Origin of the sequence: Hydrogenophaga sp. 2FB, from assembly GCF_005503365.1 — a bacterium.
Taxonomy (GTDB): Bacteria; Pseudomonadota; Gammaproteobacteria; order Burkholderiales; family Burkholderiaceae_C; genus Hydrogenophaga.
This window is the reverse complement of record NZ_SCML01000014.1, coordinates 1-26,020: the sequence shown is the minus strand read 5'-3', so window position 1 is coordinate 26,020 and position 26,020 is coordinate 1. Positions and strand designations below refer to the sequence as shown.

General features: G+C 66.9%; 26 protein-coding genes. 11 read left to right on the top strand and 15 right to left on the bottom strand.

The features are described 5' to 3' along the window. Nucleotides 1-26: 26 nt before the first annotated feature. Entirely contained in the window at nt 27-1,868 is a 1,842-nt protein-coding gene (locus FFS09_RS10435; RefSeq protein WP_252374319.1) for a PHA/PHB synthase family protein, read from the bottom strand. A 130-nt stretch (nt 1,869-1,998) separates the two neighbouring features. Between FFS09_RS10435 and FFS09_RS10430 the strand changes: the two genes are divergently transcribed. Then, the gene (locus tag FFS09_RS10430) at nt 1,999-2,328 is read left to right on the top strand and encodes a hypothetical protein (protein ID WP_137918857.1); all 330 of its coding nucleotides are present in this window, start codon (nt 1,999-2,001) and stop codon (nt 2,326-2,328) included. Here FFS09_RS10430 and pgeF read toward each other — a convergent pair. The 6 genes from pgeF to FFS09_RS10400 form a co-directional block, all read right to left on the bottom strand. Next, a complete protein-coding gene (gene pgeF, locus FFS09_RS10425; RefSeq protein ID WP_137918805.1) occupies nt 2,248-3,018 on the bottom strand; it encodes a peptidoglycan editing factor PgeF in 771 nt (256 codons plus the stop codon). The genes FFS09_RS10430 and pgeF overlap by 81 nt on opposite strands. Nucleotides 3,019-3,021: 3 nt before the next feature. Further along, nucleotides 3,022-3,663, bottom strand: a complete 642-nt coding sequence (gene maiA / locus FFS09_RS10420) for a maleylacetoacetate isomerase (protein ID WP_137918804.1) — start codon at nt 3,661-3,663, stop codon at nt 3,022-3,024. 51 nt (nt 3,664-3,714) lie between these two features. Further along, nucleotides 3,715-4,491, bottom strand: a complete 777-nt coding sequence (locus tag FFS09_RS10415; protein ID WP_137918803.1) for a slipin family protein — start codon at nt 4,489-4,491, stop codon at nt 3,715-3,717. Next, nucleotides 4,484-5,899 (bottom strand): NfeD family protein, encoded by a 1,416-nt coding sequence (locus FFS09_RS10410; RefSeq protein ID WP_212745084.1) that lies wholly within the window; start codon nt 5,897-5,899, stop codon nt 4,484-4,486. Before FFS09_RS10410 ends, FFS09_RS10415 begins: the two co-directional genes overlap by 8 nt. A 153-nt stretch (nt 5,900-6,052) precedes the next feature. After that, a complete protein-coding gene (locus FFS09_RS10405) occupies nt 6,053-7,156 on the bottom strand; it encodes an alkene reductase (RefSeq protein ID WP_137918801.1) in 1,104 nt (367 codons plus the stop codon). A gap of 140 nt (nt 7,157-7,296) precedes the next feature. Continuing rightward, a complete protein-coding gene (locus FFS09_RS10400) occupies nt 7,297-8,016 on the bottom strand; it encodes a GntR family transcriptional regulator (RefSeq protein ID WP_137918800.1) in 720 nt (239 codons plus the stop codon). 80 nt (nt 8,017-8,096) lie between these two features. On the opposite strand from FFS09_RS10400, the gene FFS09_RS10395 reads away from it, so the two are divergent. The 7 genes from FFS09_RS10395 to FFS09_RS10365 all read left to right on the top strand — a co-directional run bounded on the left by FFS09_RS10395 (nt 8,097) and on the right by FFS09_RS10365 (nt 16,799). After that, nucleotides 8,097-9,482 carry a Rieske 2Fe-2S domain-containing protein gene (locus tag FFS09_RS10395; RefSeq protein ID WP_137918799.1) on the top strand — a complete coding sequence of 462 codons (1,386 nt, stop codon included), beginning with the start codon at nt 8,097-8,099 and terminating at the stop codon, nt 9,480-9,482. After that, nucleotides 9,479-10,960, top strand: coding sequence for a glutamine synthetase family protein (locus tag FFS09_RS10390; RefSeq protein ID WP_137918798.1), 1,482 nt, complete (start codon nt 9,479-9,481; stop codon nt 10,958-10,960). Before FFS09_RS10395 ends, FFS09_RS10390 begins: the two co-directional genes overlap by 4 nt. A gap of 108 nt (nt 10,961-11,068) precedes the next feature. Then, nucleotides 11,069-11,773 (top strand): fumarylacetoacetate hydrolase family protein, encoded by a 705-nt coding sequence (locus FFS09_RS10385; protein WP_137918797.1) that lies wholly within the window; start codon nt 11,069-11,071, stop codon nt 11,771-11,773. Nucleotides 11,774-11,879: 106 nt separating this feature from the next. Next, a complete protein-coding gene (locus FFS09_RS10380; protein ID WP_137918796.1) occupies nt 11,880-12,926 on the top strand; it encodes a TRAP transporter substrate-binding protein in 1,047 nt (348 codons plus the stop codon). 249 nt (nt 12,927-13,175) lie between these two features. Continuing rightward, a complete protein-coding gene (locus FFS09_RS10375) occupies nt 13,176-14,912 on the top strand; it encodes a hypothetical protein (protein ID WP_137918795.1) in 1,737 nt (578 codons plus the stop codon). Nucleotides 14,913-15,045: 133 nt separating this feature from the next. Then, complete coding sequence (locus tag FFS09_RS10370) at nt 15,046-15,600, top strand: NUDIX hydrolase (RefSeq protein WP_137918794.1); 555 nt, start codon at nt 15,046-15,048, stop codon at nt 15,598-15,600. A gap of 8 nt (nt 15,601-15,608) precedes the next feature. Further along, nucleotides 15,609-16,799 carry an MFS transporter gene (locus FFS09_RS10365; RefSeq protein WP_137918793.1) on the top strand — a complete coding sequence of 397 codons (1,191 nt, stop codon included), beginning with the start codon at nt 15,609-15,611 and terminating at the stop codon, nt 16,797-16,799. Nucleotides 16,800-16,805: 6 nt separating this feature from the next. Here FFS09_RS10365 and FFS09_RS10360 read toward each other — a convergent pair whose 3' ends face one another. Genes FFS09_RS10360 through FFS09_RS10350 form a run of 3 tightly spaced genes read right to left on the bottom strand, consistent with a single transcriptional unit; the run spans nt 16,806 to nt 18,128 of the window. After that, nucleotides 16,806-17,126 (bottom strand): ATPase with chaperone activity, encoded by a 321-nt coding sequence (locus FFS09_RS10360; protein WP_137918792.1) that lies wholly within the window; start codon nt 17,124-17,126, stop codon nt 16,806-16,808. A gap of 34 nt (nt 17,127-17,160) precedes the next feature. After that, nucleotides 17,161-17,784, bottom strand: a complete 624-nt coding sequence (locus FFS09_RS10355) for an ATPase (protein WP_137918791.1) — start codon at nt 17,782-17,784, stop codon at nt 17,161-17,163. Beyond that, the gene (locus FFS09_RS10350; protein WP_137918790.1) at nt 17,781-18,128 is read right to left on the bottom strand and encodes a TA system antitoxin ParD family protein; all 348 of its coding nucleotides are present in this window, start codon (nt 18,126-18,128) and stop codon (nt 17,781-17,783) included. Before FFS09_RS10350 ends, FFS09_RS10355 begins: the two co-directional genes overlap by 4 nt. 89 nt (nt 18,129-18,217) lie before the next feature. Here FFS09_RS10350 and FFS09_RS10345 point away from each other — a divergent pair, with 89 nt between their 5' ends. Further along, nucleotides 18,218-18,910 (top strand): DUF1294 domain-containing protein, encoded by a 693-nt coding sequence (locus FFS09_RS10345; RefSeq protein ID WP_137918789.1) that lies wholly within the window; start codon nt 18,218-18,220, stop codon nt 18,908-18,910. Nucleotides 18,911-18,913: 3 nt separating this feature from the next. Here FFS09_RS10345 and FFS09_RS10340 read toward each other — a convergent pair whose 3' ends face one another. The 5 genes from FFS09_RS10340 to FFS09_RS10320 form a co-directional block, all read right to left on the bottom strand. Beyond that, complete coding sequence (locus FFS09_RS10340) at nt 18,914-21,250, bottom strand: YgiQ family radical SAM protein (RefSeq protein WP_137918788.1); 2,337 nt, start codon at nt 21,248-21,250, stop codon at nt 18,914-18,916. 128 nt (nt 21,251-21,378) lie between these two features. Then, complete coding sequence (locus tag FFS09_RS10335) at nt 21,379-21,762, bottom strand: VOC family protein (protein ID WP_137918787.1); 384 nt, start codon at nt 21,760-21,762, stop codon at nt 21,379-21,381. Between the two features lie 93 nt (nt 21,763-21,855). Beyond that, a complete protein-coding gene (locus FFS09_RS10330) occupies nt 21,856-22,308 on the bottom strand; it encodes a MarR family winged helix-turn-helix transcriptional regulator (protein WP_137918786.1) in 453 nt (150 codons plus the stop codon). Then, entirely contained in the window at nt 22,298-22,495 is a 198-nt protein-coding gene (locus FFS09_RS10325; RefSeq protein WP_137918785.1) for a hypothetical protein, read from the bottom strand. Before FFS09_RS10325 ends, FFS09_RS10330 begins: the two co-directional genes overlap by 11 nt. After that, nucleotides 22,492-24,060: an FAD-dependent monooxygenase gene (locus tag FFS09_RS10320; RefSeq protein WP_137918784.1), complete on the bottom strand. Its 1,569-nt coding sequence runs from the start codon at nt 24,058-24,060 to the stop codon at nt 22,492-22,494. Before FFS09_RS10320 ends, FFS09_RS10325 begins: the two co-directional genes overlap by 4 nt. Nucleotides 24,061-24,293: 233 nt before the next feature. Between FFS09_RS10320 and FFS09_RS10315 the strand changes: the two genes are divergently transcribed. Both FFS09_RS10315 and FFS09_RS10310 read left to right on the top strand, forming a co-directional pair. Continuing rightward, on the top strand, nt 24,294-24,863 hold the full coding sequence (locus FFS09_RS10315) for a bactofilin family protein (protein WP_137918783.1): 570 nt from the start codon (nt 24,294-24,296) through the stop codon (nt 24,861-24,863). 89 nt (nt 24,864-24,952) lie between these two features. Then, nucleotides 24,953-26,020, top strand: a 1,068-nt coding sequence (locus tag FFS09_RS10310; protein ID WP_171019963.1) for an ExeA family protein, incomplete at its 3' end; no start/stop codon positions are given.

Genomic DNA, 26,020 nt, shown 5'->3' with positions numbered 1-26,020 from the left:
CTCCTCGGATGAAATGAAAAAGATGTTCAGGCCCTTGCCTTGACGTAGCGGCCCGGTGCGGGTTCGATGGCGGCGTAGGTCTTGCCTTTGCCGTAGGCCTTGGGCGCAGCAATTTGCTTGCCAGCCAATGGTTTGAGCCAGGCGGACCAATCGGTCCACCAGCTGCCGGGGTGTTCGGTCGCGCCGTCGACCCAGTCCTTCACGTCGGCCGGGAACTTGCCCGCGGGACCGATCCAGTGGCTGCGCTTGTTCTTCGACGCCGGGTTGATCACGCCCGCGATGTGGCCCGAAGCACCCATGACGAAGCGCTTCTTGCCCGGAAAAATCTGCGAACTGGCATAGGACGCGCCGATGGGCACGATGTGGTCTTCGCGCGAACCATAGATGTAGACCGGCAGCGTGACCTTGCGGAAGTCGATCTTCTCGCCGCACACCGTGACCTTGCCCGGCTGCACCAGGTTGTTCTCCAGGTACATGTTGCGCAGGTACCAGGCGTAGTACGGTCCTGGCAGGTTGGTGCTGTCGGAGTTCCAGTACAGCAGGTCGAACGGCGGCGGCGTTTCACCCTTGAGATAGTTGCCCACCACGTAGTTCCACACCAGGTCGTTCGGGCGCAGGAAGCTGAAGGTGGTGGCGAGATCGCGCCCAGGCATAAGGCCGCCGTCGGCGAACTGCATCTCGCGGTATTTCACGAAGTTCTCGTCGATGAACACGTCGAGAATGCCGGTGTCGGTGAAGTCGAGGAAGGTGGTGAGCAAGGTGGCGCTGTTCACCGGCTCTTCGCCACGCGCGGCCAGTACCGCCAGCGCGGTGCCCAGCATGGTGCCGCCCACGCAGAAACCCAGCGCATTGATGGTGTCGGCGCCGGTGATGTCCTGCGTGACCCCGATCGCCTTGATGACCGCGTCCTCGATGTAGTTGTCCCAGGTCTTGTGTGACAGCGACTCGTCCGGGTTGCGCCAACTCACCACAAATGTGCGGTGGCCCTGTTCCACGCAGTAACGGATCAGCGAGTTCTCGGGCTGCAGGTCAAGGATGTAGAACTTGTTAATGCAGGGCGGCACCAGCAGGAAGGGCCGCTCGTACACCTTGGCCGTGAGCGGCTTGTATTCGATGAGCTGGAACAGCTCGCTCTCGAACACCACCGCGCCTTCGGTGGTCGCCACGTTCTTGCCGACCTCGAACACGCTTTCGTCCGTCATGGACACGTGGCCCTGCTTCATGTCGTGCAGCAGGTTGGCCACGCCCTTGGCAATGCTCTCGCCTTGCGTGTCGATGGCCTTCTTCTGCGCCTCGGCGTTGAAGGCCAGGAAGTTGCTCGGCGCGCTGGCGTCGATCCACTGCTGCACCGCGAAGCGCACGCGCGTGCGCGTCTTGGCGTCGCCCTGCACCGCGTCGGCCATGGCCATGAGGGTGCGCGCGTTGAGCAGGTAGGCCGCGGCGGTGAAGGCGGCCATGGGGTTGCTGGCCCAGGCGTCGGCGGCAAAGCGGCGGTCGCCAGCCGGCTTGGCCGTCGGCCCCTGGTTCCACAGGCCCGTCAGGTCCTTGAGGTAGTTGTTCTGGATTTCGAGCAGCTGGGCCGGATCGAAGCTGACCTGCTGGCCATTGTTGGCCTTGCTGAACATCTCTCCCACCGCGGGCATGCCGGGGAAAGCCGCCGCGCCGCCGGGCATCGCCATGCCGAAGGGGTTGGCCGCGCCCGCCTGCGGCATGAAGGCCTTGAAGGCCGCGAACGGGTCGTTGCCATCGGGTGGGGCCGCGGCGCCGGGGAAGGCCTGCGCCATTTGCGTCCATTGCTGGACAAGGTTTTGCTGGAACTGTTGCGCGTTTTCCAGCCAATCCGTGGATGGATTCTTTCCCGATGCCATGCCGATCTCCCGAGGTGTTGCACGAAGCTTAATATGGGCGGCCTCGGGGAAGAACATTCCGGATCTTCCCCAGGGTCTTCAGTCTTGCTTCCTGCAGGCTGACCCCATGGTCCGGACTGCAAGGAACGTTGTGTATCTGGTGGTGATCGGTTGGATGTACGTGGTGCTCATGATGTCGGTGGCCGAAGCAACCAACTCCACAGGCTCCATTCTCGGTGCCATTGTGACCTTTTTTCTTTACGGTTTGGTGCCTGTCGCACTGGTGGTTTACCTGATGGGCACGCCACACCGGCGCAAGGCCATCAAAGCGCGAGAAGCGGCCGAGCAGGCGGAACGGGAGGCCGCCGCCGCTTCAACGGCACCGAAGGAATCAGCGGCGTCAGCCGATCCAGACGCAGGCGGCCATGCGCCCGGTGCTGCCGAGGCGGGCAGCGTCGCGCCGGTGCGAAAAGAACCGTGACTTCTGCGTGACGGTGCACCACTGGGCGCTGCCGTCGTTGCCATGCACGTCGGTCACGCCCACGGCCTTCAACCGCCGCCGCGCCAGCGCGGGCAGATCGGCCAGGAACTTGTCGTCGCCGGTCGGCCAGAAATGCGCCGCGGTGGCATGGTCCTCTTCGACGAACGCCCCGCACACATCGGCGCCCACTTCAAACGCCTGCGGCCCGATGCAGGGGCCGAGCCAGGCAACGATCTCGCCTTCACCGGCGGTTTCGCGCAGGGCACGCACGGTTTCTTCGATCACGCCGCTGACCGCGCCGCGCCAGCCCGCATGGGCCGCTGCCACGGCCGTGCCCGACGCGTGCGCCAACAGCACCGGCAGGCAGTCGGCCACCATGATGGTGGCCACCACGCCGGGGCCACGCACCACGCAGCCATCGGCCATGGTGCCATTGGCCGTGTGGCGTGACAGCTGCACGACCCGGGTGCCGTGCACCTGCTGCAGGAACACCGGGCGCGCCGGCGCGGTGAACGCCGCGAGCCGTTCGCGGTTGCCCGCCACGGCCAGCGGCTCGTCGCGCACATGGTCACCCAGGTTGAAACTGTCGAACGGCGCCACCGACACACCGCCCGAGCGGGTGGTGAACACGGCCCGCACACCGGGCGGTGCGGGCCAGTCGGGAACCAAGCCGTCGGCCGCCAGCAACATGGCTCAGGCCTCGGCGTCGGGACAGGCCGACGGTTGCGATTGCTGGAACGCCGGCAAGGCCATGCAGGCCTCGTGCGCAGCCATGGTGCGTGGCAGGCCACTCAGATCGGTGTTGAAGCGCTGGGCGTTGAAGATCTGCGGCACCAGGCAACAGTCGGCCAACGTGGGCGTGTCGCCGAAGCAGTAGGTGGACTTCGGTTGCTGGGCGAGCTGGCGCTCGAAGGCCTCCAGGCCGCTGCGCACCCAGTGGCGGTACCAGACGTTCTTCGGCTCGTCCTCCACCTTGAGTTCCTTGACGAGGTACTTGAGCACGCGCAGGTTGTTGAGCGGGTGGATCTCGCAGGCCACGATCTGCGCGAGCGCGCGCACGCGGGCGCGGCCGAGCGCGTCGGCGGGCAGCAAGGCGGGCGCGGGTTGCAGCTCGTCGAGGTATTCGATGATCGCCATCGATTGCGTCAGGCGCGTGCCGTCGTCCAGCTCGAGCAGCGGCACCAGGCCTTCCACGGCCTTGTCGGTGAACGCCGGCAGCTTGTGGTCGCCACGCGCGATGTGCACGGGCACGTACTCGTAGGCCATGCCCTTTAGCGCGAGCGCGATGCGCACGCGGTACGAGGCCGAGGAGCGGAAGTAGTTGTAGAGCTTCATAAGGTCGGAGGATAAACCGCTTGCGCCCGTCCACGGGGCACTTGGGTCTGCTCATTCCTTCGGGGCCGCCGCGGCGTCCTTGTTCAGCAGCCGCCCCAGCAGGTCCATGGGCAGCGGGAACACGATGGTCGAGGCGCGGTCGCCGGCCACCTGCGTCATGGTCTGCAGGTAGCGCAGTTGCATGGCTTCGGGCTGGCGCGCCAGCATCTGCGCGGCTTCGAGCAGCGACACGGCCGCCTGCTTTTCGCCTTCGGCATGGATCACCTTCGCGCGCCGTTCGCGCTCGGCCTCGGCCTGGCGGGCAATGGCGCGCACCATGGATTCGTTGAGGTCGATGTGCTTGATCTCGACGTTGGTCACCTTGATGCCCCAGGCCGCGGTCTGGGCGTCCAGGATCTGCTGCACATCGAGGTTGAGCCGCTCGCGCTCGGCCAGCATTTCGTCGAGCTCGTGCTTGCCCAGCACGACGCGCAACGTGGTCTGCGCCAGCTGGCTGGTGGCGAAGAGGAAGTTTTCCACCTGGATGATCGCCTTGTCGGGCTCGACCACGCGGAAGAACACCACCGCGTTGACCTTGACCGAGACGTTGTCGCGCGAAATCACGTCCTGCGGCTCCACGTCCATCGTCACCACGCGCAGGTCCACGCGCACCATCTGCTGCAGGCCGGGGATCACGATCACCAGCCCCGGGCCCTTGACCTTCCAGAACCGGCCAAGCTGGAACACCACGCCCCGCTGGTACTCGCGCAGGATGCGGAACGAGGACGCCAGCAGGATCAGCAGGACGGGCACGAGGATCGCGCCGATGCCAAGGTTGAGATCAAACATGGTGCTGGCCTCCTTCTTCTACGGGTTCAGGGAACTGGGGTGATGTGTCGGGCTGCACCTGCAGCAGCAGCCCGGTCAGGCCCACCACGCGCACGGTTTGTCCGGGCCACATGGGCGCCTCCGAGCGCACCCTCCAGCGCTCGCCGCGGACCTCGGCCCAAGCCTCACCGTCCTGGATCTGCAGCACCCGGCCCCGGGTGCCGACCATGTCCTCGCCACCGCTGACGATCGGCAAGCGGCGTGCCCGCAAGGCCATGCCGCCGCCCAGCAACACCGCCGCGGCGGCGACGATGGAGATGCCGAACAGCAGCGGCAGGGGCACGCCCATGCCCGGCACGTCGCGGTCGAACAACAACAGGCCGCCGGCGATGAACGCCACCACACCACCCACGCCCAGCACGCCAAAGGACGGCGACATCAGTTCGGCCGCGAGCAGCGCAAAACCGAGCAGGATCAACGCCAGGGCGGCGTAGTTCACCGGCAGCAACTGCAGCGCAAAGAGCGCCAGCAACAGGCAGATCGCGCCCACGGTGCCGGGTATGCCAAAGCTCGGTGAGGAAAACTCGAACATCAGGCCGTAGACCCCGATCATCAACAGGATCAGCGCAAAACTCGGGTTGGCGATCACGTTCAGCAGGCGGTGCCGCCAGTCGGGCGGGTGCGCCTCGGTCGCCAGGCCGCGCGTGGCCAGGCGCAACTCGCCACTGGCCATGCGCACGCTGCGGCCGTGAATCTGGTTCAGCAGGTCGGTGATGTCGGTGGCCACGACATCGATGACCTTCTCGTTCAGCGCCTCGGCCGCGGTCAGGCTCACCGCCTCGCGCACCGCACGCTCGGCCCACTGCGCGTTGCGACCACGCTGTTCGGCCAGGCCCCGGATGAAGGCCGCGGCGTCGTGGATCTGCTTGACCGTCATGGTGTCGGCGGGTGACGCGGGCGCCGGCTTGTCGCCGGGTGTGGGCGCGCTCTTCGGTGGCTGCGGCGCGCCGGGCATGCCGATCGACACCGGCGTCGCCGCCCCGAGCGTGGTGGCGGGCGCCATGGCGGCGATGTGGCTGGCGTAAAGGATGTAGGTGCCGGCGCTGGCCGCGCGCGAACCCTGTGGGGTCACGTAGGTGGCCACCGGCACGGGCGAGGCCAGGATGGCCTGGATGATCTGGCGCGTGGAACTGTCCAGGCCACCCGGCGTGTCCAGCTCCAGCACCACCAACGGTGCGCCTTGCTTGTGCGCGCGCGCCATGCCGCGAATGATGTAGTCCGCGCTGGCCGGGCCGATGGCGCTGTGCACCGTGAGCACCACCACGGGTGACGCGGCCCGTGCGCCCACCACCGTCAGGCCCAGCAGGAGCGCGAGCACGAACAGCGCGCAGCGGCCCAGGGCGCTGAAGCTGCTGCATCCAGACGCCACGGATTCCGTCGCATGGGCTGTCCGCATCGCACCTCCGATCGAGAGACACGTGAACCCTGTTTATGCCCCAGCGCGGGCGGTGCGCGCACCGTCCGCCGATTCGGCCACGACGGCACAAGGGGTACGCACCCGCGCCCGGCGGGTGCGGGCGGGTCAGACCGTCAGCGCGGGGTAGTCGGTGTAGCCCTTCTCGCCACCACCGTAGAAGGTGGTCTTGTCGGGCTCGTTGAACGGGCCGCCTTGCTGGAGGCGGGTCACGAGGTCGGGGTTGGCGATGTAGGTCTTGCCGAAGGCGACGAGATCGGCGCCATCGCTCAAGGCCTTCTGCGCGAGCGAGAGGTCGTAGCCGTTGTTGACCATCCAGGCCGCTCGGCCACCCGCCGTGTGGTACGTGGCGCGCAGGGCGGCGTAGTCGAAGGGGCGGTCGGCGATCTCGCGCGGGCCGCCCGTCGCGCCTTCGATGAAGTGCACGTAGGCCAGACCCAGCGGCGCCAACTGCTTCATCACATGGTCAAACAGCGGCTGCGGGTCGGCGTCGACCACGTCGTTGGCGGGCGTCACGGGTGAGAGGCGAATGCCGGTGCGCCCGCCGCCAATGGCATCCGTCACGGCCTTCACCACCTCGAGCAACAGGCGCGCGCGGTTCTCGATACTGCCGCCGTACGCATCGGTGCGGTGGTTGCTGCCGGTCTTGAGGAACTGGTCGATCAGGTAACCGTTGGCCGCGTGGATTTCCACGCCGTCGAAGCCGGCTTCGATGGCCGCGAGCGCGGCCTTGCGGTAGTCCTCGACGATGCCGGGCAACTCGGACAACTCGAGCGCGCGCGGCTCGGACGTGGCGACAAACGTGGGCACACCGTCCTTGATGAGCACCGTCTTGGTCTTGGCAGCGATCGCCGAGGGCGCGACCGGCGCGCCGCCGCCGGGCTGCAGCTCGTTGTGCGATACGCGGCCCACGTGCCAGAGCTGGGTGACGATCTTGCCGCCCTGGGCGTGCACGGCCGCGGTCACGCGTTTCCAGCCATCGATCTGCTCGGGCGCGTACAGGCCGGGCACGTCGGCATAGCCCTGGCCCTGGTGGCTGATGGCGGTGGCTTCGGTGATCAGCAAACCGGCGCTGGCGCGCTGCTCGTAGTACGTGGCCATGAGCGGCGTGGGCACGGCGTTGGGCGCGCGGTTGCGCGTGAGCGGCGCCATGACGACGCGGTTGGCCAGGGCCAATTGGCCCGCGGTGATGGGTTCGAAGAGTTGGGTCATGAATGCGGGGCGGGTCGCGGTGAAAAAGGAACGGCCCATTGTGCGCAGCCCCAGCCGCTGCGATGACCACGCCCGCAAAAGTCCCCGCGCGGGTGAGGACGTTCGCGCGCCCCCTGCATCCCGCCCGCGCTTGTGCTGCGTCAGCCCACCACCAGCCGAATGCCGGGCATGTACTGCTCCGATTCGGCGCGCCGTTCCAGCGCCAGGCGCATGTTCATCTGCGCCACTTCGGTGTGCTCGGTGGCCAGCGCCTGCGCGCGGGCGCTTTCGCCGCGTAGCAGGGCTGCGAACAGCATGTGGTGCTGGCGGTGCGCGTAGAGCATCCAGTCGCGGTCCATCGCCACCGTGCCCTGCATGGGCAGCATGGCCGAGGCCGGCGCGAAGGGCAGCTTGTCGTTGAGTTCCACCGCGCGCTGCAAGGCGCGGTTGCCACAGGCGTCGAGGATGAGCGCGTGGAAGCGGTCGTTCATCAGCGCATACGCGGCGTAACTTTCAATCGTCAGCGGGTTGTCCGCCAACAGACGGTCGCCTTCGTCGAGCACGGTCTGCAACTGGCCCTGCAACTGGCGCGACACGCCGTGTTCGGCCACCAGCCGCGCCGCCATGCCTTCGAGGTGGCCGCGCACCGCGATGGCGTCGGTCACTTCCTGCGCGGTGAACTGGCGCACCAGGTACTTGCCGGTTTCGTTGGCCTGCACCAGGCCTTCCTGCTCCAGCGTCACCAAGGCCGCCCGCACCGGCGTGCGCGACGCACCCAGTCGCTCGGCAAGCTGTTGTTCGGCCAGGCGGTGGCCGGGCTCGAACTGGCCGCTCAGGATCAGGTCGCGCAACTGCATCAAAACGGTGTCTTGCAAGTTCATGGTCAAAAATGTACACCGAATTTAAAAAACGGGATACCATTTCGATACACCACCCCGTTTTATTGCCGGAGATCTCCCTCATGAAAGCCGAACTCAACCAGCGCCTCACCCAAGTCGGGCCGGGCACCCCCGGCGGCGAGCTGCTGCGCCGCTACTGGCAGCCCGTGGCCTTGCTGGACGAATTCAACCCCGCACTGGACCCGCAGATGGCCGTGCGCCCGGTGAAGGCGGTGCGCGTGCTGGGACAGAACTTCGTGCTGTTCCGCGACGCCCAGGGCCAGTTCGGCCTGCTGGACCGCGACTGCCCGCACCGCGGTGCCGACCTCGCCTTCGGCCGCAACGAAGGCGACGGCTTGCGCTGTCCCTTCCACGGCTGGAAGTTCGACACCACCGGCCAGTGCATCGAAACCCCGGGCGAGCCCGCGGGCAGCACCCTGTGCACGCGCATCCAGCAGCGCAGCTACCCGCTGGTGCAGCGCAGCGGCGTGCTGTTTGGCTGGTTCGGCCCGGAGAGCTTCACGCCACCGCCCTTCCCCGACCTCGACTGCTTCACCGCACCCGAGAGCCACACCTTCGCCTTCAAGGGCCTGTGGCACTGCAACTGGCTGCAGTCGCTGGAAGTGGGCATCGACCCGGCGCACGCGTCCTACCTGCACCGTTTCTTCAACGACGGCTCGCTCGAAGACAGCTACGGCAAACAGTTCCGGGGCGCCAGCGCCGGCGACGTGGGCGGCGAGCGCTGGCCCATGACGCGGGTGATGCGCGAGTTCGGCCAACCCATCATCAGCTTCGAGGCCAAGCCCTACGGCCTGCAGCTCACCGCGCTGCGTCCGATGACCGACGAACTCACCCACGTGCGCGTGACCAACGGCGTGTTCCCGCAGACCTTCGTGATCCCGCTGTCCGAAACGATGACGATCACGCAGATGCACGTGCCGGTCGACGACACGCACAACTACTGGTACGCCTTCTTCACCAGCTTCACCGGCCCGGTCGACAAGGACGCCATGCGCACGCCGCGCCTGCAGGCCGTGACCCTGCCCGACTACATCCCCAAGTCCGGCCGCCACAACAACTGGGGCTTCAACGCCGAAGAGCAGCAGAACCGCACCTACCTCGGCATGGGCGAAGACGACATCAACGTGCACGACCAGTGGGCCTGCGAGAGCATGGGCCCGATCCAGGACCGCACGCGCGAGCACCTGGGCACGACCGACAAAGTGATCGTGACGCACCGGCGCATGCTGCAGCAGGCGATGGACGCGGTCGAACAAGGCGGCACCGCCCCCGGCATCGCCGACCCGGCCTTGCACGGCGCCATCTCGGGCCCGGACACGGTCGACGGCATTGCCCCCGCGCAAAGCTGGCAGGCCTGGTGGCAGGACGCGGTGCGCAGCAAGCGCGAAGGCGCGCCCTGGCACGCCGCCGAACACGCACCCACCGTGGAAACGGCGGGCGCGAAATGACGGGATCGTTCGCCGAACGCTGCGGCATCCACACCCACGCCCGCGACATCGAGTGCCAGCGCGTCGCCAAACTCATTGAAGCCAGCGGCATCGAGCTGGTGCGCTTTGGCTGGTGCGACGCGCACGGCATGCTGCGCGGCAAGACGCTCACCGCCAAGGCTGCGGTGCGCGCGCTGCGCGATGGCGTGGGCATGGTGGGCACGCTCATGCTCAAGGACACCGCCGACCGCACGGCCTGGAAGGTGTTCGAACCCGGTGGCGCGGCCGACCTGCCCGGCTTCTCGGGCGCGGCCAACCTCATGCTGGTGCCGGACCCGCAAAGCTTCACCCTCCTGCCGTGGCAGGAGCGCACCGGCTGGCTGCGCTGCCAGCCCTGGTTCGCCGATGGCACGCCCGTGCCGCTGGACACGCGCCACGTGCTGCAGACCGCACTGCAACGCCTGGCGCACGCGGGCTATGGCCTGAAGACCGGGCTCGAAGTCGAGTTCCACATCTACCGCATCACCGACACCCGGCCCCAGCTCGACCCCGAGCTTGCCGCCTGGCCCGGCCTGCCGCCCACGGTGGAGATGATCCACCCCGGCTACAACCTGCAAGCCGAGGCCATGGTCGACCTCAGCGACGAGCCGCTGCGCATCGTGCAACGCACCGCGCAAGCGCTGGGCCTGCCCTTGCAGTCATTGGAAATCGAGCTCGGCCCGAGCCAGGTGGAAGCCGTGTTCGACGCCACCGATGCGCTCACCGCCGCCGACCAGATGGTGCTGTTCCGCAATGGCGTGCGCCAGGCGCTGCGCCGCGCCGGCTACCACGCCACCTTCATGTGCCGTCCGCCGTTTCCGAACATCATGTCCAGCGGCTGGCACCTGCACCAGTCCCTGGTGGACCTGGAGACTGGCCGCAACGCCTGCGTGCGCGATGCGCCTGCCGAGGGCAGCACGCGCGCCGACGCCACGCACACCCTGTCCGCCGCCGGCGCGCACTGGCTCGCGGGCCTGCTCTCGCATGCGCGCGGTATGACTGTGCTGTGCACGCCCACCATCAACGGCTTCGCGCGCTTTCGCCCCAACGCGCTCGCGCCGCAGGCCGCGCTGTGGGGACAGGACAACCGCGGCGCCATGCTGCGCGTGGTGGGTGGAGCGGGCGACAGTGCCACCCGCATCGAGAACCGCGTGGGCGAGCCGGCGGCCAATCCCTACCTCTACATGGCCGCGCAGATCCACGCCGGGCTCGACGGCCTGGCGCGCGCCACGCTGCCGCCGCAAGCCACCGACTCGCCGTACGCCACCGAACACCAGAAACTGCCCTCCTCGCTCGGTGAAGGACTGGAGGCCTTGCGCGCGGACACGGTGTTGTGCCAGTCCCTGGGTGACGACGTGGTGCGCTACTTCAGCCGCATCAAGCAGAGCGAGCTGGACCGCCACGCGCAGGCCGACGACAAGGCCGACTTCGAGCGGCGCGAGTATTTTTCTCGCACCTGAGGCGGCCGCCCCGCACCGGCCCGCTTCGCGAATACCGGAGCGGGCAGACCGCGCCACACGCACATGGCAAACTGACAACCCCGCACAACCACACGAGACAGAGCCCCCATGTCAGACAGCCGTTTCACCTTCGCCCCTCCCGCCACCGTGAGCGTGCCCGTCGTGGGCCGCGCCGAGCGTTTTCCCGTTCACCGCATCTACTGCGTGGGCCGCAACTACGAGGAACACGCCAAGGAAATGGGCTTCACCGGCCGCGAGCCGCCGTTCTTCTTCCTCAAGCCAGCCGACGCCATCGTGGTGGTCGACGCCGGACAGACCGCCTCCATCCCCTACCCCAGCCTCACCGGCAACCTGCACCACGAAATCGAACTCGTGGTCGCCATCGGCACCGGTGGCAAGAACATCAAGGCCGCCGACGCCGCGAAGCACATCTACGGCTACGCCGTGGGCCTGGACATGACGCGCCGCGACCTGCAGAACGACATGAAGAAACAAGGCCGTCCCTGGTGCATCGGCAAGGCCTTCGACGAATCCGCGCCCATCGGTCCCATCACGCCCACCGCGCAAGCCGGTGACGTCAACCAGGCGCCGATCTGGTTGCAGGTCAACGGTGCGGACCGCCAGCGCAGCACCGTGGCCAAGCTGATCTGGAGCGTGGCCGAAACCATCGAGCACCTCTCGGCCGCCTGGGAACTGCAACCCGGCGATCTGATTTACACCGGCACCCCCGAGGGGGTGAACGCGGTGGTCAGCGGCGATCTCATGCAAGGCGGTGTGGACGGTCTCAAGCCGATCACAGTCAAGGTGGCCTGACGCCCCGCAGCGCGGGCGAATTCAAGGGTAAGACCTGTGGTTGCGCCCGCCTCCACTGGGTAATCTGCTCTCATCTTTTTCTCAGACACTCCAGGAGACCTTTCACATGATCCAGCGCAGAACCCTGCTCCAGTCCGGCGCGGCCGTTGCCCTCGGCGCGCCCGCGCTCGTGGGCTTTGCCCAGCAAAGCGTCACGCTCAAATTCCACACCTTCATGGCGCCGCAGTCCAACGTGTGGCTCAACATGCACAAGGCCTGGATGGACAAGGTCGAGAAGGACTCGGGCGGGCGCATCAAGTTCGAAGCCTACCCCGCCATGCAATTGGGCGGCACGCCGCTGCAACTGTTCGACCAGGCGCGCGATGGCGTGGTCGACATCGTGTGGACGCTGCCTGGCAACACCCCAGGCCGCTTCCCGCGCACCGAAGTGTTCGAGCTGCCGTTCATGATGAGCAACGCCGAAGCCACCTCCAAAGCGTTCTGGGAATACATCACCACGATGGCGCCCGATGAGTACAAGGAGGTCCAGCCCATCGCGCTGCAGGTGCACGGCCCAGGCATGTTCCACATGCGCAGCAAGCAGATCAAGACCGCCGAAGACCTGCGCGGCTCCAAGGTGCGCGGCCCCACCCGCCAGATCACCAAGATGCTCGGTTACCTGGGTGCGATTCCCGTGGGCATGCCGCTGCCGCAGATTCCCGATGCGCTGTCCAAGGGTGTGATCGACGGCTGCGTGATCCCCTGGGAAGTGGTGCCTTCGGTGAAAGTGCACGAGCTCACCAAGTTCCACAGCGAGTTCGATCCCGCCGGCGGCGCGCTCTACACCACCACCTTCGTGATGGGCATGAACAAGAACAAATACGCCTCGCTGCCGCCCGACCTCAAGGCCATCATCGACAAGAACTCCGGCATCGAAACCTCGGGCTGGCTGGGCAAGGTGCAACAGGCCGGCGACGCGCCCGCGCGCGCGCAGGCCGTCAAGCAGGGCAACAGCATCTACACCATTCCATCGGCCGAAGCGCAGGAGTTCAAGCGCAAGGCACGCCTCGTGGAGGTGGAGTGGGTGCAGGACATGGACAAGCGCGGCTTCGACGGCAAGAAGCTGCTCGACACCGCCAAGGCCTTGATCGTCAAACACACGAAGAAGGTCTGAGCGCTGGCGCTGCGCGCTCTCGAACAAGCCGGGCTCCTGCCCGGCTTTTTTTCGCCATCCGCGCGCGCGCCAGATTCACTGCAGGCAATGGATCGGCCGCCCGAGCCCCTTCCATCGATCCCGAAGCAAAGGCGGGAACCACACGGGGCCCCTCGTCACACAGAGCGCACGCAAGGCGCGCATCGACATCACGGATCTCCGCGCCTGTCCCGACCGGAACCACCGGTCTTCCTTGACGGAGTTCACTGCTTGTCTCTCAACACCTCGGGCCCCAACACGGCCACACCCACCCCTCTCGCGCCTTCGACCGACAAAGGCATTCCCGTTCCGACGGGCAACGCAGGTACACGTGCCACGGCGCTCAGCCGTCCTGCCCCGACGCCACCCGATCAACGCGTTCCATTCACCGTGGTCCTGGATGCAACGGCCTTGCAGAACGCGCGCGGACGGGCTTCAACACGCTGCGTCGAGGAACACCGGGACAGGCTGGTGGACGAGTTGCACCGTCCGGATGGGCCCGATGTCACCCAGGTCAAACAATGCCTGCAAGCCTTGATCACCGAAAACAAGCGCTTCCTGCACCTCGAAGACGAGATGCCCCAAAAATTGGCGCTCTACATGGGATTCAAAAGCCAGACCCCCGCCAGGACGGCCGAGTTTGCCAGCGATCTGAGCCTGCGCGCCAAGACCGTTCAGGCGCAACTGAACGACCCCGACTGCGAGCAGATGCTGGGCTGGATCGCCAAGGATTGGGAGGTCTACGCGCACAGCCACGACCCGGAGAGCGCCCGCCCGTCGAAGGTACATGCCTATCGCAAGCCTGTGCAGCGGTCGACCAGTGAAAGCACCCGCTCCACGCCGCGGCCCAAGCCCACCGGGGATTGGCACGGGCACACCGCCAGCGGCGTCGGCCGTGGAACGGTGGAAATCGGACCGCAACGCAGAGAGAGCGACGCGAGATCCAACACCTCTCAGACCACGACGGACACCACGTCGACGGCCACGTCAACCGCCACATCAACCGCCACGGTATGGACAACAACGGATACGACGACCACTACGGTCACCACGGGCACAACGACCACGGACAGGGTCGACGCTCAAGACGCCGTCACCCTCCTGATGCAGGTGTATGTGCGCGACGGCTTGCTGAAGGCTGCTGAATCCAGAAACTACAAAGCGGTTGACGAACTGCTGCAAAAGATTCCCCCGGAGGTCAAGGACCTCACCACCTACCTCCCGGCGGCCACCCCGGACGGCACGTATGACCATGCCAGGCACGCGGATTGGGCGCATCAATACGTCGCAGCGAACAGCGCGTTCGGCATGCTGGCGCGCTACCTTGACGACGGCGCCCTGCGCGCCCGGAGGGTGGCTGAGCTCAACCAAGACATGAAAAAGTATGTGGCCATGGAGGAGGCCTACGCCTCGGGCGTGCGCGACGTCTGTACCGCGATGAGCGCCACCCACGAGACCAGATTGAAGGCCAGTGCCCGATCCATCGAACAGAAGATGGGCGTCGCGCTGCAGGACAAGTCGCTTGCAGAGCATCTCGCGGCACAACCGTTCGCCCACCTGCACATGCTGCTGCACAAATGCACCCTGCTCCAACCTCACATGAACACCGCAACCTTGGCCGCGTTTCGAAAAGCGGTTGAACAAGCCGCCGTGCAACAACAGGATGCCGGAACCCGTCTGTGCAAGGAACTTCTCAAAAACCCCATCGACGAAAGCATGGTGAAGCGGCTGGCGTTGCAGGAATACGCCAGGGTCGCCACGGCCTCGCCCACCGAGCCGTTGGGCAGCGACGCCGACGGCGACCAGATCGATGCCATACACACACAGATCACCGCCATGCACACGCAGATCGATGCGCTGATCACCCGTCTGGTGCGCGGCTACGACTTCAACACCTCGGATGCGGAAATCGTGGCACTGAACTCCGCTCGGTCGCGGCTCAAGGAAACGCTCGATTCGATCCTGTGACGCCGGCTTTGCCGGCAAGGGGTTGGGTGGCGAGTTGCTGTGCGCGTGTGTCGCCGGGCTGCGCCGCCTATGTGACAGTTCAACGACAGCGCCCCCATCCAGATGGCCGGCGGAAACTCAGTAAACTGCCGCGATGCAGCGCTTTCCCGCCAAACATTGCCGCAATTGCGGCACCGCCGTCGACATGCGTCTTCCTGATGACGGCGACACCCGAATGCGCGCCGTTTGCCCGTCGTGCCACACGGTGCACTACGACAACCCGCTCAATGTGGTCGGCACGGTGCCGGTGTGGGGCGATTCGGGCGAGTACGTGTTGCTCTGCAAGCGCAATATCGAACCGCGCTGGGGCAAATGGACCTTGCCGGCCGGCTTCATGGAGCTCGGCGAAACCACCGCCGAGGGCGCGGCCCGCGAAACCGACGAAGAAGCCGGCGCGCAGTATGAGATCGGCGACATCTTCACGCTGATGAACGTAGCGCGCGTGGGCCAGGTGCACATGTACTACCGCGCACGCCTGCTCAGCGACCAGTTCAATCCCGGCCACGAAACCATCGAGGCACGGCTGTTCACCGAAGACCAGATCCCCTGGGACGAGATCGCCTTTCGCACCGTCAAGGAAACGCTGGAACACTACTTCGCCGATCGCCGGCAAGGCCGCTTCGGGTTCCACGCCTTCGACATCACCTGAGCACGTCCATGGCCGGCGTCTCACGCGACGGGCTCCTCGTGCTGCGCCTGGGCACGGCACAAACCCTGGCCTGGGCCTCCACCTACTACCTGCCCGCCCTGCTCGCCGTGCCCATGGCCCAGGGGCTGGGCCTGCCGGTGGCCTACGTGTGGGGAGCCTACTCAGCCGCGCTCTTGCTCTCGGCCGCGCTCGGTCCGTTCGCCGGCCGAGCCATTGACCGCTGGGGCGGCCGCCCCGTTTTGATGGGCACCAGCGTGCTCTGCGCGCTGGGGTTGACGGCCCTCTCGCAAGTGCAGGGCGTGGTGAGCCTGGTGTTGGCCTGGCTGGTGATCGGCGTGGTGATGGGCAGCGGCTTGTACGAGGCCGCCTTCGCGGCGCTGGTGCGGCTCAAGGGCCGAGAGGCGCGCGCGTCCATCACCGGCATCACCCTCATCGCCGGCTTTGCCAGCACCGTCGGCTGGCCGCTGAGCAGCTGGATGGAAGCGGGGTTCGGCTGGCGCGGCGCCTGCCTGGGCTGGGCGGCCTTGCACTTGCTGCTCGGCCTGCCGCTGAACGCCAGCATTCCGGGAACTCAGGCGCCGTCCGAACCCACGCGCACCACCGCGCCCGAGCCTTCGACCGACCACGACAGCGCGCCAACGGCACCACCGCCCCACCCCTGGACCGCAGGGGTCTTGGCCTATGTGTTTGCCGCCACATGGTTCGTGAGCACCGCGATGGCCGCGCACTTGCCGACCCTGCTGGTGGCCAGTGGCGCCACGCTGGCGGGTGCGCTGGCCATGGGCGCGCTGGTGGGCCCCGCGCAGGTGGCAGGCCGCTTGCTCGAATTCGGCCTGCTGCGCCGCATGCACCCCTTGCTGGCCGCACGCGCGGCCACCCTGGGTCACCCACTGGGTGCGGTGTGCTGGATGCTGCTCGGCCCAGTGGCCGGGCCGTTCTTTGCCATCCTGCACGGCGCGGGCAACGGCATTCTCACCATCGCCAAGGGCACGCTGCCACTGGCGTACTTCGGTGCCGCGGGCTACGGCCAACGCCAGGGGCTGATCATGGCGCCCTCGCGCGTGGCACAGGCTTTTGCGCCGCTGGCGTTTGGCGTCTGCATCGAACGCTGGGGCACGGGTGCTCTGTGGATCTCCAGCGCGTTGGGGCTCAGCGCGTTCGCCTGCCTGATGTGGCTGCGCATGGGCTCGCGCCGCTGATCGGGATCAGCGCTCGGCGTCGCCCACCGGCAGACGCCAATCCAGCAACTCGGCCAGACGCCGCACCACCCACTGCGACTCGGCTTCGCTCACCACCGTGGGCTCGACCCGCAGACCCTGCCCGCAGCGCGCGAGCACGTCGGATTCGGTGATGCCCAGGCTGAACTCCATGTTGCGCGCGGTCTCGGTGAGCATCTGCGCCATGTCTTCGCACAGCTCGTAGCGCGCGGCCAGCTCGGCATGCGGCAGGCTGGGCTTCTGGCGCCCGGGGGCGAGGTACAGCGCCATGAAGGATGGCGGGATTTCAATCTGCGATTCGTCGGACATGGATGCACTGTAAACAACAAGGGCGGCGCGGCACCTACGGCGCCTCGGGCACGTCAGCCAGCAGGCGCTCGGCCCAGCCCGGCCAGCGCTCCGGGTTCTTCCAGCGCACATGCCCGGCCCGGCAACGCGCCACCAGGCGCGGCGGCTGCACCACGCGGTTGCGTGGGCCCGAGGTGTCGTACAGCAGCGCCAGATCGACCCGGCGAACGGCCTGCGCCAGGTTGGCCAAGGTGCGCGGGTACCGTGCCAGGATGCGCTCGGGCGGCACGCTGTGCCCGCCCTCCAGTTCGCGCTGCTGCACGCGTGCCAGCAGATGCCGCGGCTCGTCCACACAGACCACCAGCAGCACCACGGCAAAGCCCGCCGCCGTGGCCGCGTCGAGCAGGGCCAGCTTGGACGGGTGCGAGAACACGGTCTCGCTCACGAAGGAATCGCCCGCCGCCAGACAGGCCGCGCGGCGCTCGTCCGCCCACTGCCGCGCCATGGCCGAACGCTTCACCGGGTGGGTGATGTGCTGCAGGTGCGCGGCCTCGTACAGATCGGCGTTGACGAACTCGGCCTCCGGCGGGATCAGACCGGTGGCCAGCGCCGCGCGGTACAGCGTGGACTTGCCCGCCCCGTTGGGGCCGGCCAGCAGATAGAAGACCGGTGGGGTCACGCAGCGCGACGGGCTGCCGTGGCCTTGCTGCGGTTGCTCTGCACGGTCTGGCGCACCGCGTCGGCCAGACGGCCGCTGGATTCGGCGGCGAGGAAGCGCGCTTCGATCGCGTCGACGGGATCGGCCGACTCGGCATGGCGCGCCACCGCGTCGTACCGGGCGATGGCTTCACGCGCTTCCTGCACGGTCAAGCCGGTTTCTTCGGCGATGCGGCCGAGCGTCGCCCAGTATTCGATCTGACCGGCCACCGAGCGGCGCTGGGGCTGCGCGGCTTCACGCGCCTGCCGCACGAGCCCGGCGGGCAACTTGACCGAGGAAAATGCGCTGCTGCTGGTAGACGACATGGAAATCTCCTGATTGGCGCATTTTGCGCCATTTGGGATACCATCGCAACCGAGCGGGCTTGTCCATCCGAACCCATACACAGGCGATCATGAAGAAAAAGCAGGGAACCGTTGTGCGTTGGGACGGCGAGAAGGCCTTCGGCTTCATCCGCTGCCCCGACATTCCGGCCGACGTCTTTTTCCACCTGCGCGATTTCACAGGCCCTGCCAAGCCCCAGGAAGGGTTGAAGGTGTTGTTCGAAGACATCCACGTGGGCGGCAAGGGCCCGCGCGGGCTGTCCGTGGAGCCGGCGCGCAACACCATCATCACCGAGCCACCCGCGCCGCCGCCCATCCCTGCAGAAGCGCAGCTGCTGCCGCGCAGCCAGCCAGCGTCTCGCTCGCGCTCGCAATGGCAGAAACGGCGCGAGGAACGGCCCCTGTGGGTCGGTCTGGGCCTCATTGCCTTCTGGTTGCTGCTGTGGCTGGTCGGCATCGGCATGGGCCGCTTCCCCTGGGTCATCCTCACGGCCGTCGTGCTGGTCAACCTCGCCACGTTCTACATGTACTGGCGCGACAAGGACGCGGCCGTCCACGAAACGCAGCGCACGCCCGAGGAGCAGTTGCATGCGCTGGCGGTGGTGGGTGGCTGGCCGGGCGCGTGGTTCGCGCAGCAGATCCTGCGGCACAAGACCGTCAAGCAACCCTTTCGCCTGATCTACTGGGGCACCGTGGCGGTCAACATGGGCGCCCTGCTGGCCTGGATTCTGTGGCCAGCGCTCAGCAGCGCACCCGCCGCCTGAGCTTCAGCGCGGCTTGCGCTTGCCCGCGCCCGCAGGCGCCGAACCCGTGACACGCGGTGGCAGACCGGTGTGCTGCGTGAGCATGCGACCCTTCGTGGGCTGACCGCCCGACGTCTTGCCCACCGGCGTGCTGTTCTTGCGGCGCGCGCTCTGGTAGCTGCCATCCGTCATCGGCTGGAACGTGGGAATGAGATGGTGCTTGCCGTTGCCGATCAGGTCGGCGCGGCCCATGGTCTTGAGCGCTTCGCGCAGCAGCGGCCAGTTGTTCGGGTCGTGGTAGCGCAGAAAAGCCTTGTGCAGGCGGCGGCGCTTGTCGCCCCGCACGATGTCCACGCGCTCGGCGCGCTCGTCGCGGTGGATACCCTTGAGCGGGTTCAGGCTGGTGTGGTACATGGCCGTCGCGGTGGCCATGGGGCTGGGGTAGAAGGTCTGCACCTGGTCGGCGCGAAAACCGTTCTTCTTGAGCCAGACCGCGAGGTTCATCATGTCCTCGTCGCTCGTGCCCGGGTGCGCGGCGATGAAGTACGGAATGAGGTACTGCTTCTTGCCGGCCTCTTCGCTGAACTTCTCGAACAGTTGCTTGAACTTGTCGTAGGCGCCGATGCCGGGCTTCATCATCTTCGACAGCGGCCCACCTTCGGTGTGCTCGGGCGCGATCTTGAGGTAACCGCCCACGTGGTGCTGCACCAGCTCTTTCACGTATTCCGGGCTCTTCACCGCGAGGTCGTAGCGCAGGCCGGAACCGATCAGGATTTTCTTGATGCCGCGCAACTCGCGCGCACGGCGGTAGATCTTGATCAGCGGGCCGTGGTCGGTGTGCAGGTTGGAGCAGATGCCTGGATACACGCAGCTGGGCTTGCGGCAGGCAGCCTCGATCTCGGGCGACTTGCAGCCCAGGCGGTACATGTTGGCGGTGGGACCACCGAGGTCGGACACCACGCCGGTGAAGCCTTCCACCTTGTCGCGGATGTCCTCCACCTCCTTGATGATCGACTCTTCCGAGCGGCTCTGGATGATGCGGCCTTCGTGTTCGGTGATCGAGCAGAAGGTGCAACCGCCGAAGCAGCCGCGCATGATGTTCACGCTGAAGCGGATCATTTCCCAGGCCGGGATCTTGGTCGCGCCGTCGTGCTTGCCGTGTTCGTCGGCGTAGGCCGGGTGCGGGCTGCGGGCGTACGGCAGGTCGAACACGTGGTCCATCTCGGCCGTGGTCAGCGGGATGGGCGGCGGGTTGATCCACACGTCGCGCGCGGTGGCGCCTTCGCCGTGCGCCTGCACGAGCGCGCGCGCGTTGCCGGGGTTGGCTTCGACGTGCAGCACACGGTTGGCGTGGGCGTAGAGCACGGCGTCGCTGCGGACCTGTTCGTAGCTGGGCAGGCGGATCACCGAGCGGTCGCGCGGCGGCATCTTGAGCTTGCCCTTGCCTTGCAGCATCGGATTGGGCACGAACTTCAGCGTCTGGATCGCGGGGCTGGCCTCGGCCGGTGCAACGCCCTCGCCCTCTTCCTTCGCGCAAGTCTGCCCTTGCGACTGCGCCTGCTCGCTCGTCGTCATGTAAGGGTTGATGTGGCTGTCCACACGCCCAGGCGCATCCACCTCGCTCGAATCGATCTCGATCCAGCCCTCGGCGGTCGGGTCGCCTGGCCGGCGCACGAAAGCGGTGCCGCGCACGTCGGTGATGTGCTCGACGGGCTCGCGCGCCGCGATGCGGTGCGCCACTTCCACCAGCGCGCGTTCCGCATTGCCGTACAGCAGCAGGTCGCACTTGCTGTCCACCACCACGCTGCGGCGCACCTTGTCGCTCCAGTAGTCGTAGTGGGCGATGCGGCGCAGGCTGCCTTCGATGCCACCGAGCACGATCGGCACGTCCTTGAAGGCCTCGCGGCAGCGCTGGCTGTAGACGATGGCCGCGCGGTCGGGCCGCTTGCCGCCCACGTCGCCGGGGGTGTAGGCGTCGTCGCTGCGGATCTTGCGGTCCGCCGTGTAGCGGTTGATCATCGAATCCATGTTCCCGGCGGTCACGCCCCAGAACAGGTTGGGCTTGCCCAGGGCCTTGAAGGCCTCGGCGCTGGTCCAGTCGGGCTGCGCGATGATGCCGACGCGAAACCCCTGCGATTCGAGCACCCGACCGACCACGGCCATGCCGAAGCTGGGGTGGTCCACATAGGCGTCGCCGGTCACCAGAATGATGTCGCAGCTGTCCCAGCCGAGCTGCTCCATTTCGGCGCGGCTCATCGGCAGGAACGGCGCCACGCCGAACCGCTTGGCCCAATACGGGCGGTAGCTGGTGATGGGCTTGGCGGCGCGCGCGAAGAAGGAGACGTCGATGGGGGCGTTCATGGGGCTGGCACAGAGACCCGGAGCGCGGGCGCGTGAAAAGCCGTGATTTTACCGGCCCACCCTCGTTTCAGGGGCGTTCAGGGGTACTCATCGGCCCTTTCGCCCTCACAGGGGCAGCCCCGCCACACTCAACCCTCGCCTTCCTGCACCAAGGCCATGATGTTCCCTTCCGTGTCTTTGAACCAGGCCGCTTGGGCGCCGCCGCCGGCAAACACGCTGTTCACCGTCTTCATCTGCGGCGTGTCGTACTCCTCGAACACCACACCACGACCTTTCAGCCAGACCACCGCGGCCTGGATGTCATCCACCTGCCAGAAGGCGCAACTGGCCTTGTTCGTGCCTGCGCCCGGTGAGGGATACATGAAGAACGCGGTGCCGTTGGCGCAGGTGTAGTGCCTGCCCGGGCCTTCCGGCTTGCCAGGAGCCAGGCCCAGCGTGTTCTCATAGAGCCGGCGGGCGCGTTCCAGATCATGAACGGGAACATAGGAAACCAGGGGCGCGTTCCGCAGCATATGGTGTTCTCCTTGGACCAAGACGACTGCAGGCCCACTTCAATTGCTTCGGCTTGAGCGGCCAGCTCGGGTATTTTTATATACCGAAGCGGCTCATTCGCCGACACCGTCCTTCCGGGAATGCGCAATCAGTCGGTCAAAAAATGTTTCCAGCTGTCGCTGTTCGTTCGGCGACATGCAGCCAAAAATGTCGGCATTGCGCTGCGCGATCAGGCGCATCACGCGCTTCCACAGCGCCCGACCGGTGCGTGTGGGCGTGAGCACGACGCCACGCGCGTCCGTTTCGCTCGCGGACTTGAGCACCAGTTCGCGGTCCACCAGCATCTGCGCGGCCCGGCTGGCCTGGGCCTTGTTCAGGTTGGCGCGCGCGGCCAGATCGTTCACCGAGAGGGGGGCGAACTCGCCGATCGCGGCCAGGCAGCGTGCCTCGCCCACGCCCAGCCCCATGGCGGCATAGGCCTCGGTGCTCTGGCGGTCGGTGATCTTGTTGAGCTTGTGCAGGCGGTAGGTCAGGAAATCCTGCAGCGAGGGGGAGTCAGGGTGCATGGGTCGACGCCTTTTCGCTTTGTGCCAACGCGTTGGCGATCAGGGGCTGCACCTGGTCGGCGCGCTCGAAGCGGCTCATCAAGGACAGGCACAGCATGGACAGAAACAGCGGCGTGCGCGCTTCGCCCACCTGCGACAGCGCTTCGCACACGGCGCTGTAGGCCTGGTCCAGGTCGGGTTCGGTCATGCGAGCACTCCTGTGTCTTTCAGTACAGCGCGCAGCGGCGCGGGGTCGAGGCCGTGCCAGCGGCCCATCACGTAACCGTCGGGCCGCACGAGCACCAGCACGGCTTCGTCCGCGCCGCGCAAGCCGTAACGTTGCCAGGCCTGGCCGAGGGTGTCGATGTCGGGCGGCAGTTCGAGCGTCGCCATGCCGAGATCGCGGAGATCCGGCCCCGCGCCGCCAAACGCCAGGCACACGAAGCCGCGGCCGAAGCGCTGGCTCAGGTGGGAGTGCCCTTCAACGCCTTGCAGCAAGGCCTCGGGTGCGGGCGCGCCGGGCGCGGCGAGGTCGTTGACCCAAAGGCCCGCCTGCGCCGCGTTCAGCGCGGAGCCCACGTACGTGACGGGCGACGACTGGCGCGGGTTGATGAGGGAGCGCACCTGCGCATCGTTCACCGACAGGCGCAGTGTGGCCTCGCGCATGAGCCGGTAGGCGAAGTTCGGCGGGGCCATGAACTCGGTGCTTTTGGCGCCGTAGTCGATGTTCTCGCGCGCGGCGTGCACGCGCTCGGTGGAATACGAATCCAGCAAAGCATCGGGCGATTCGCCGCGCAGCACCCGCGCGAGTTTCCAGGCCAGGTTGCCTGCGTCGTCCAGGCCCGAGTTGAGCCCGCGCACACCGAAGATGGGCACCAGGTGCGCGGCATCGCCGGCGAAGAACACGCGGCCGTGGCGGTAGCTGGGCAGGGTCAGGCACTTGGCGTTGTAGATCGAGATCCACAGCGGCTCCCAGGGTTCGTCCTCGCCGATCATGGCCAGGTGGCTTTGCACGCGCGGCAGCACGTTCTCGGGCTTGACCGCCTCCACCGGGTCTTCGTCGTCGCGGATCTGGTAGTCGATGCGCCAGACGTCGTCGGGCTGGCGGTGCATGAGGATGGTGGAGCCGGGGTTGGAAGGCGGGTCGAACCAGGCCAGGCGTTCCACCGCGCGGCGCGTTTTCTGCACCACGTCGACGATGACGTACTTGCCGTCGTACTGCGTGCCCTGCAACTGCAGGCCGAGCTGGTCGCGCACCGTGCTGCGGCCGCCGTCGCACGCGACGACAAAGCCGGCCCGCACCGTCTGCCGGCCCTCGGGCGTGTCCACATCCACCAGCACGCCATCGGGCTGTGGGCGCACCGCCACCACGCGGCTGCTCCATTGCACGCGCGATGCATCGCCCATCGCCTGCGCCGCGCGGTGGGCGAACGCTTCCACGTAGAACTGCTGGATGTTGACCATGGGCGCAAAGCGCTGCGTGGGCTCGGAGGGCATTTCGAAATGCAGCACCTCGGTGTCGCGCCAATGGCTGCGGCCACCCACCCAGCTCAGCCCCTTGGCCACCAGCGGCGCGTCCGCGCCCACCCAGCCCAGGATTTCCTGCGAGCGCCGCGACATGCAGATGGCACGGCTGCCGCTGCAGTAGCCCTCATCGGCCTCGATGACGAGGTTCGCCATGCCCTCTCGCGCCAGCAGAGCCGACAACGTGAGCCCCACAGGGCCACCGCCGGCGATGAGCACCGGAACGGAAGAAGGCAGTCTGGATGTCATGGCGTGAATCTGGTTGCTCGCGCAACTTTATCGAAAACCGGTTGCGCGCGCAACCAATCACCATCGCAAGGATGGTGCACACCGAGAAACGCGAAGCGGAAAAGCGCAAGAGGCCGTCGTCGCCCAAATGAAACCGCATGTACGGTTCATCTCGTTACCCCTCTTACGGAACGCACGCGAATGTAAGGGACATGGCCCTTAGCATGACCGCTTCACTTATAGAAGGAGCTGGCATGGCATTGCACTTTGGCAAACGAGACGATCAACCCAAGACCCTGAACAGCGGCATGGCCACACAGCGCTACGGCCAATCGACCACCAGCGGCGGCACCACGCAGCCCCAAGCGCAGACGCTGGCCACACCCGCTCCTGAGGCGGATCTCGCCAAACCGGTCACCACCGCAGCCAGCACGCCGGCAACCGAAAGCGGCGGCAGCAAGCTCACCGTGGGACCCAATATCAAGCTCAAGGGCGTTGAAATCACCGACTGCGACACGCTGGTGGTGGAAGGTCTGGTCGAAGCGACCATGGACTCGCGCGTCATTCAGATCGCCGAGCAAGGCGAATTCAAGGGCTCCGCCGAAATCGACATCGCGGAAATCCACGGCGTTTTCGATGGCAACCTCACCGTGCGCCAGAAGCTGGTGATCTACAAGACCGGCAAGGTCACGGGCAAGATCGTCTATGGCAAGGTCGTGATCGAAGAAGGCGGCCAGCTCTCCGGCGACATCCAGTGCTCGGAATCGTCGAGCGCCAAGTACCCCGCATCGGCTGCGCAACGCAGCATGGCCCTGGCGGCCTGATCGGTTCGCCACTGGCGGCCCCGACCCCGCCTTGAGGCGCGGGCCGGGCGCCGTTGCCCGCGTCTGGCGGCCCCGTTATGCTCCGGGGCATGTACGCCGAATTCTTCGGGTTGAAGCAAGACCCGTTCTCCATCGCGCCCGATCCGCGCTACCTCTTCATGAGCGAGCGCCATCGCGAGGCTTTGGCGCACCTGCTCTATGGCATTCGCGGTGGCGGCGGTTTCGTGCTGCTCAGCGGCGAGATCGGCGCGGGCAAGACCACCATCTGCCGCTGTTTCCTCGAACAGATTCCCGAGCAGTGCCGCGTCGCTTACATCTTCAACCCCAAACTCACCGTCAGCGATCTGCTCAAGACGATCTGCCGCGAGTTTCATCTCGACGTCCAGCACGACGGCATCGGCCCCGCGACGATCAAGGACCACCTCGATCCGCTCAACGAGTACCTGCTGCAAAGCCATGCCAGGGGTGAGCGCAATGTGCTCATCATCGACGAGGCGCAGAACCTCTCACCCCACGTGCTGGAGCAGTTGCGCCTGCTCACCAACCTGGAAACCAACGAGCGCAAGCTGCTGCAGATCATCCTGATCGGTCAGCCGGAATTGCGCGAAATCCTGGCCCGCCCGGAGCTCGAGCAACTGGCCCAGCGCGTGATCGCGCGCTTTCACCTGAGCGCGCTCAACGAGGACGAGACCCGCCAGTACATCCACCACCGCATGCAGGTGGCCGGCCTTCGCGCACCATTGCCCTTCTCCGGCGTCGCGCTCAAGCGCATCCACGAGATCACACGGGGCGTGCCACGCCGCGTGAACCTGCTCTGCGACCGCGCCCTGCTTGGCGCCTACGCGACCAACCAGCCACGCGTGGAACGCGCGGTGGTCGAAAAAGCCGCCAGCGAGGTGTTCGAGACCGACACACCGCCGACCAAGTCCCGCCAACGCACGGCGGCGCCGCTGACCCCATCGCCCGCCGCGCTCGGTTTGCTGGGCACCGGCCTTCTGGTGGGCGTGCTGGCCACCGGCGCGCTGTTCTGGCTGTGGAATCGCAGCGACACCCCGCTCGCGGCAACCGCCATCGCGCAGCCCACGGCCCGCCCGACACCGCCACCTGCGGCAACCGCTCCCGCACCCGGCGCAACGGCAACGCCCCAGGTCCCGGCG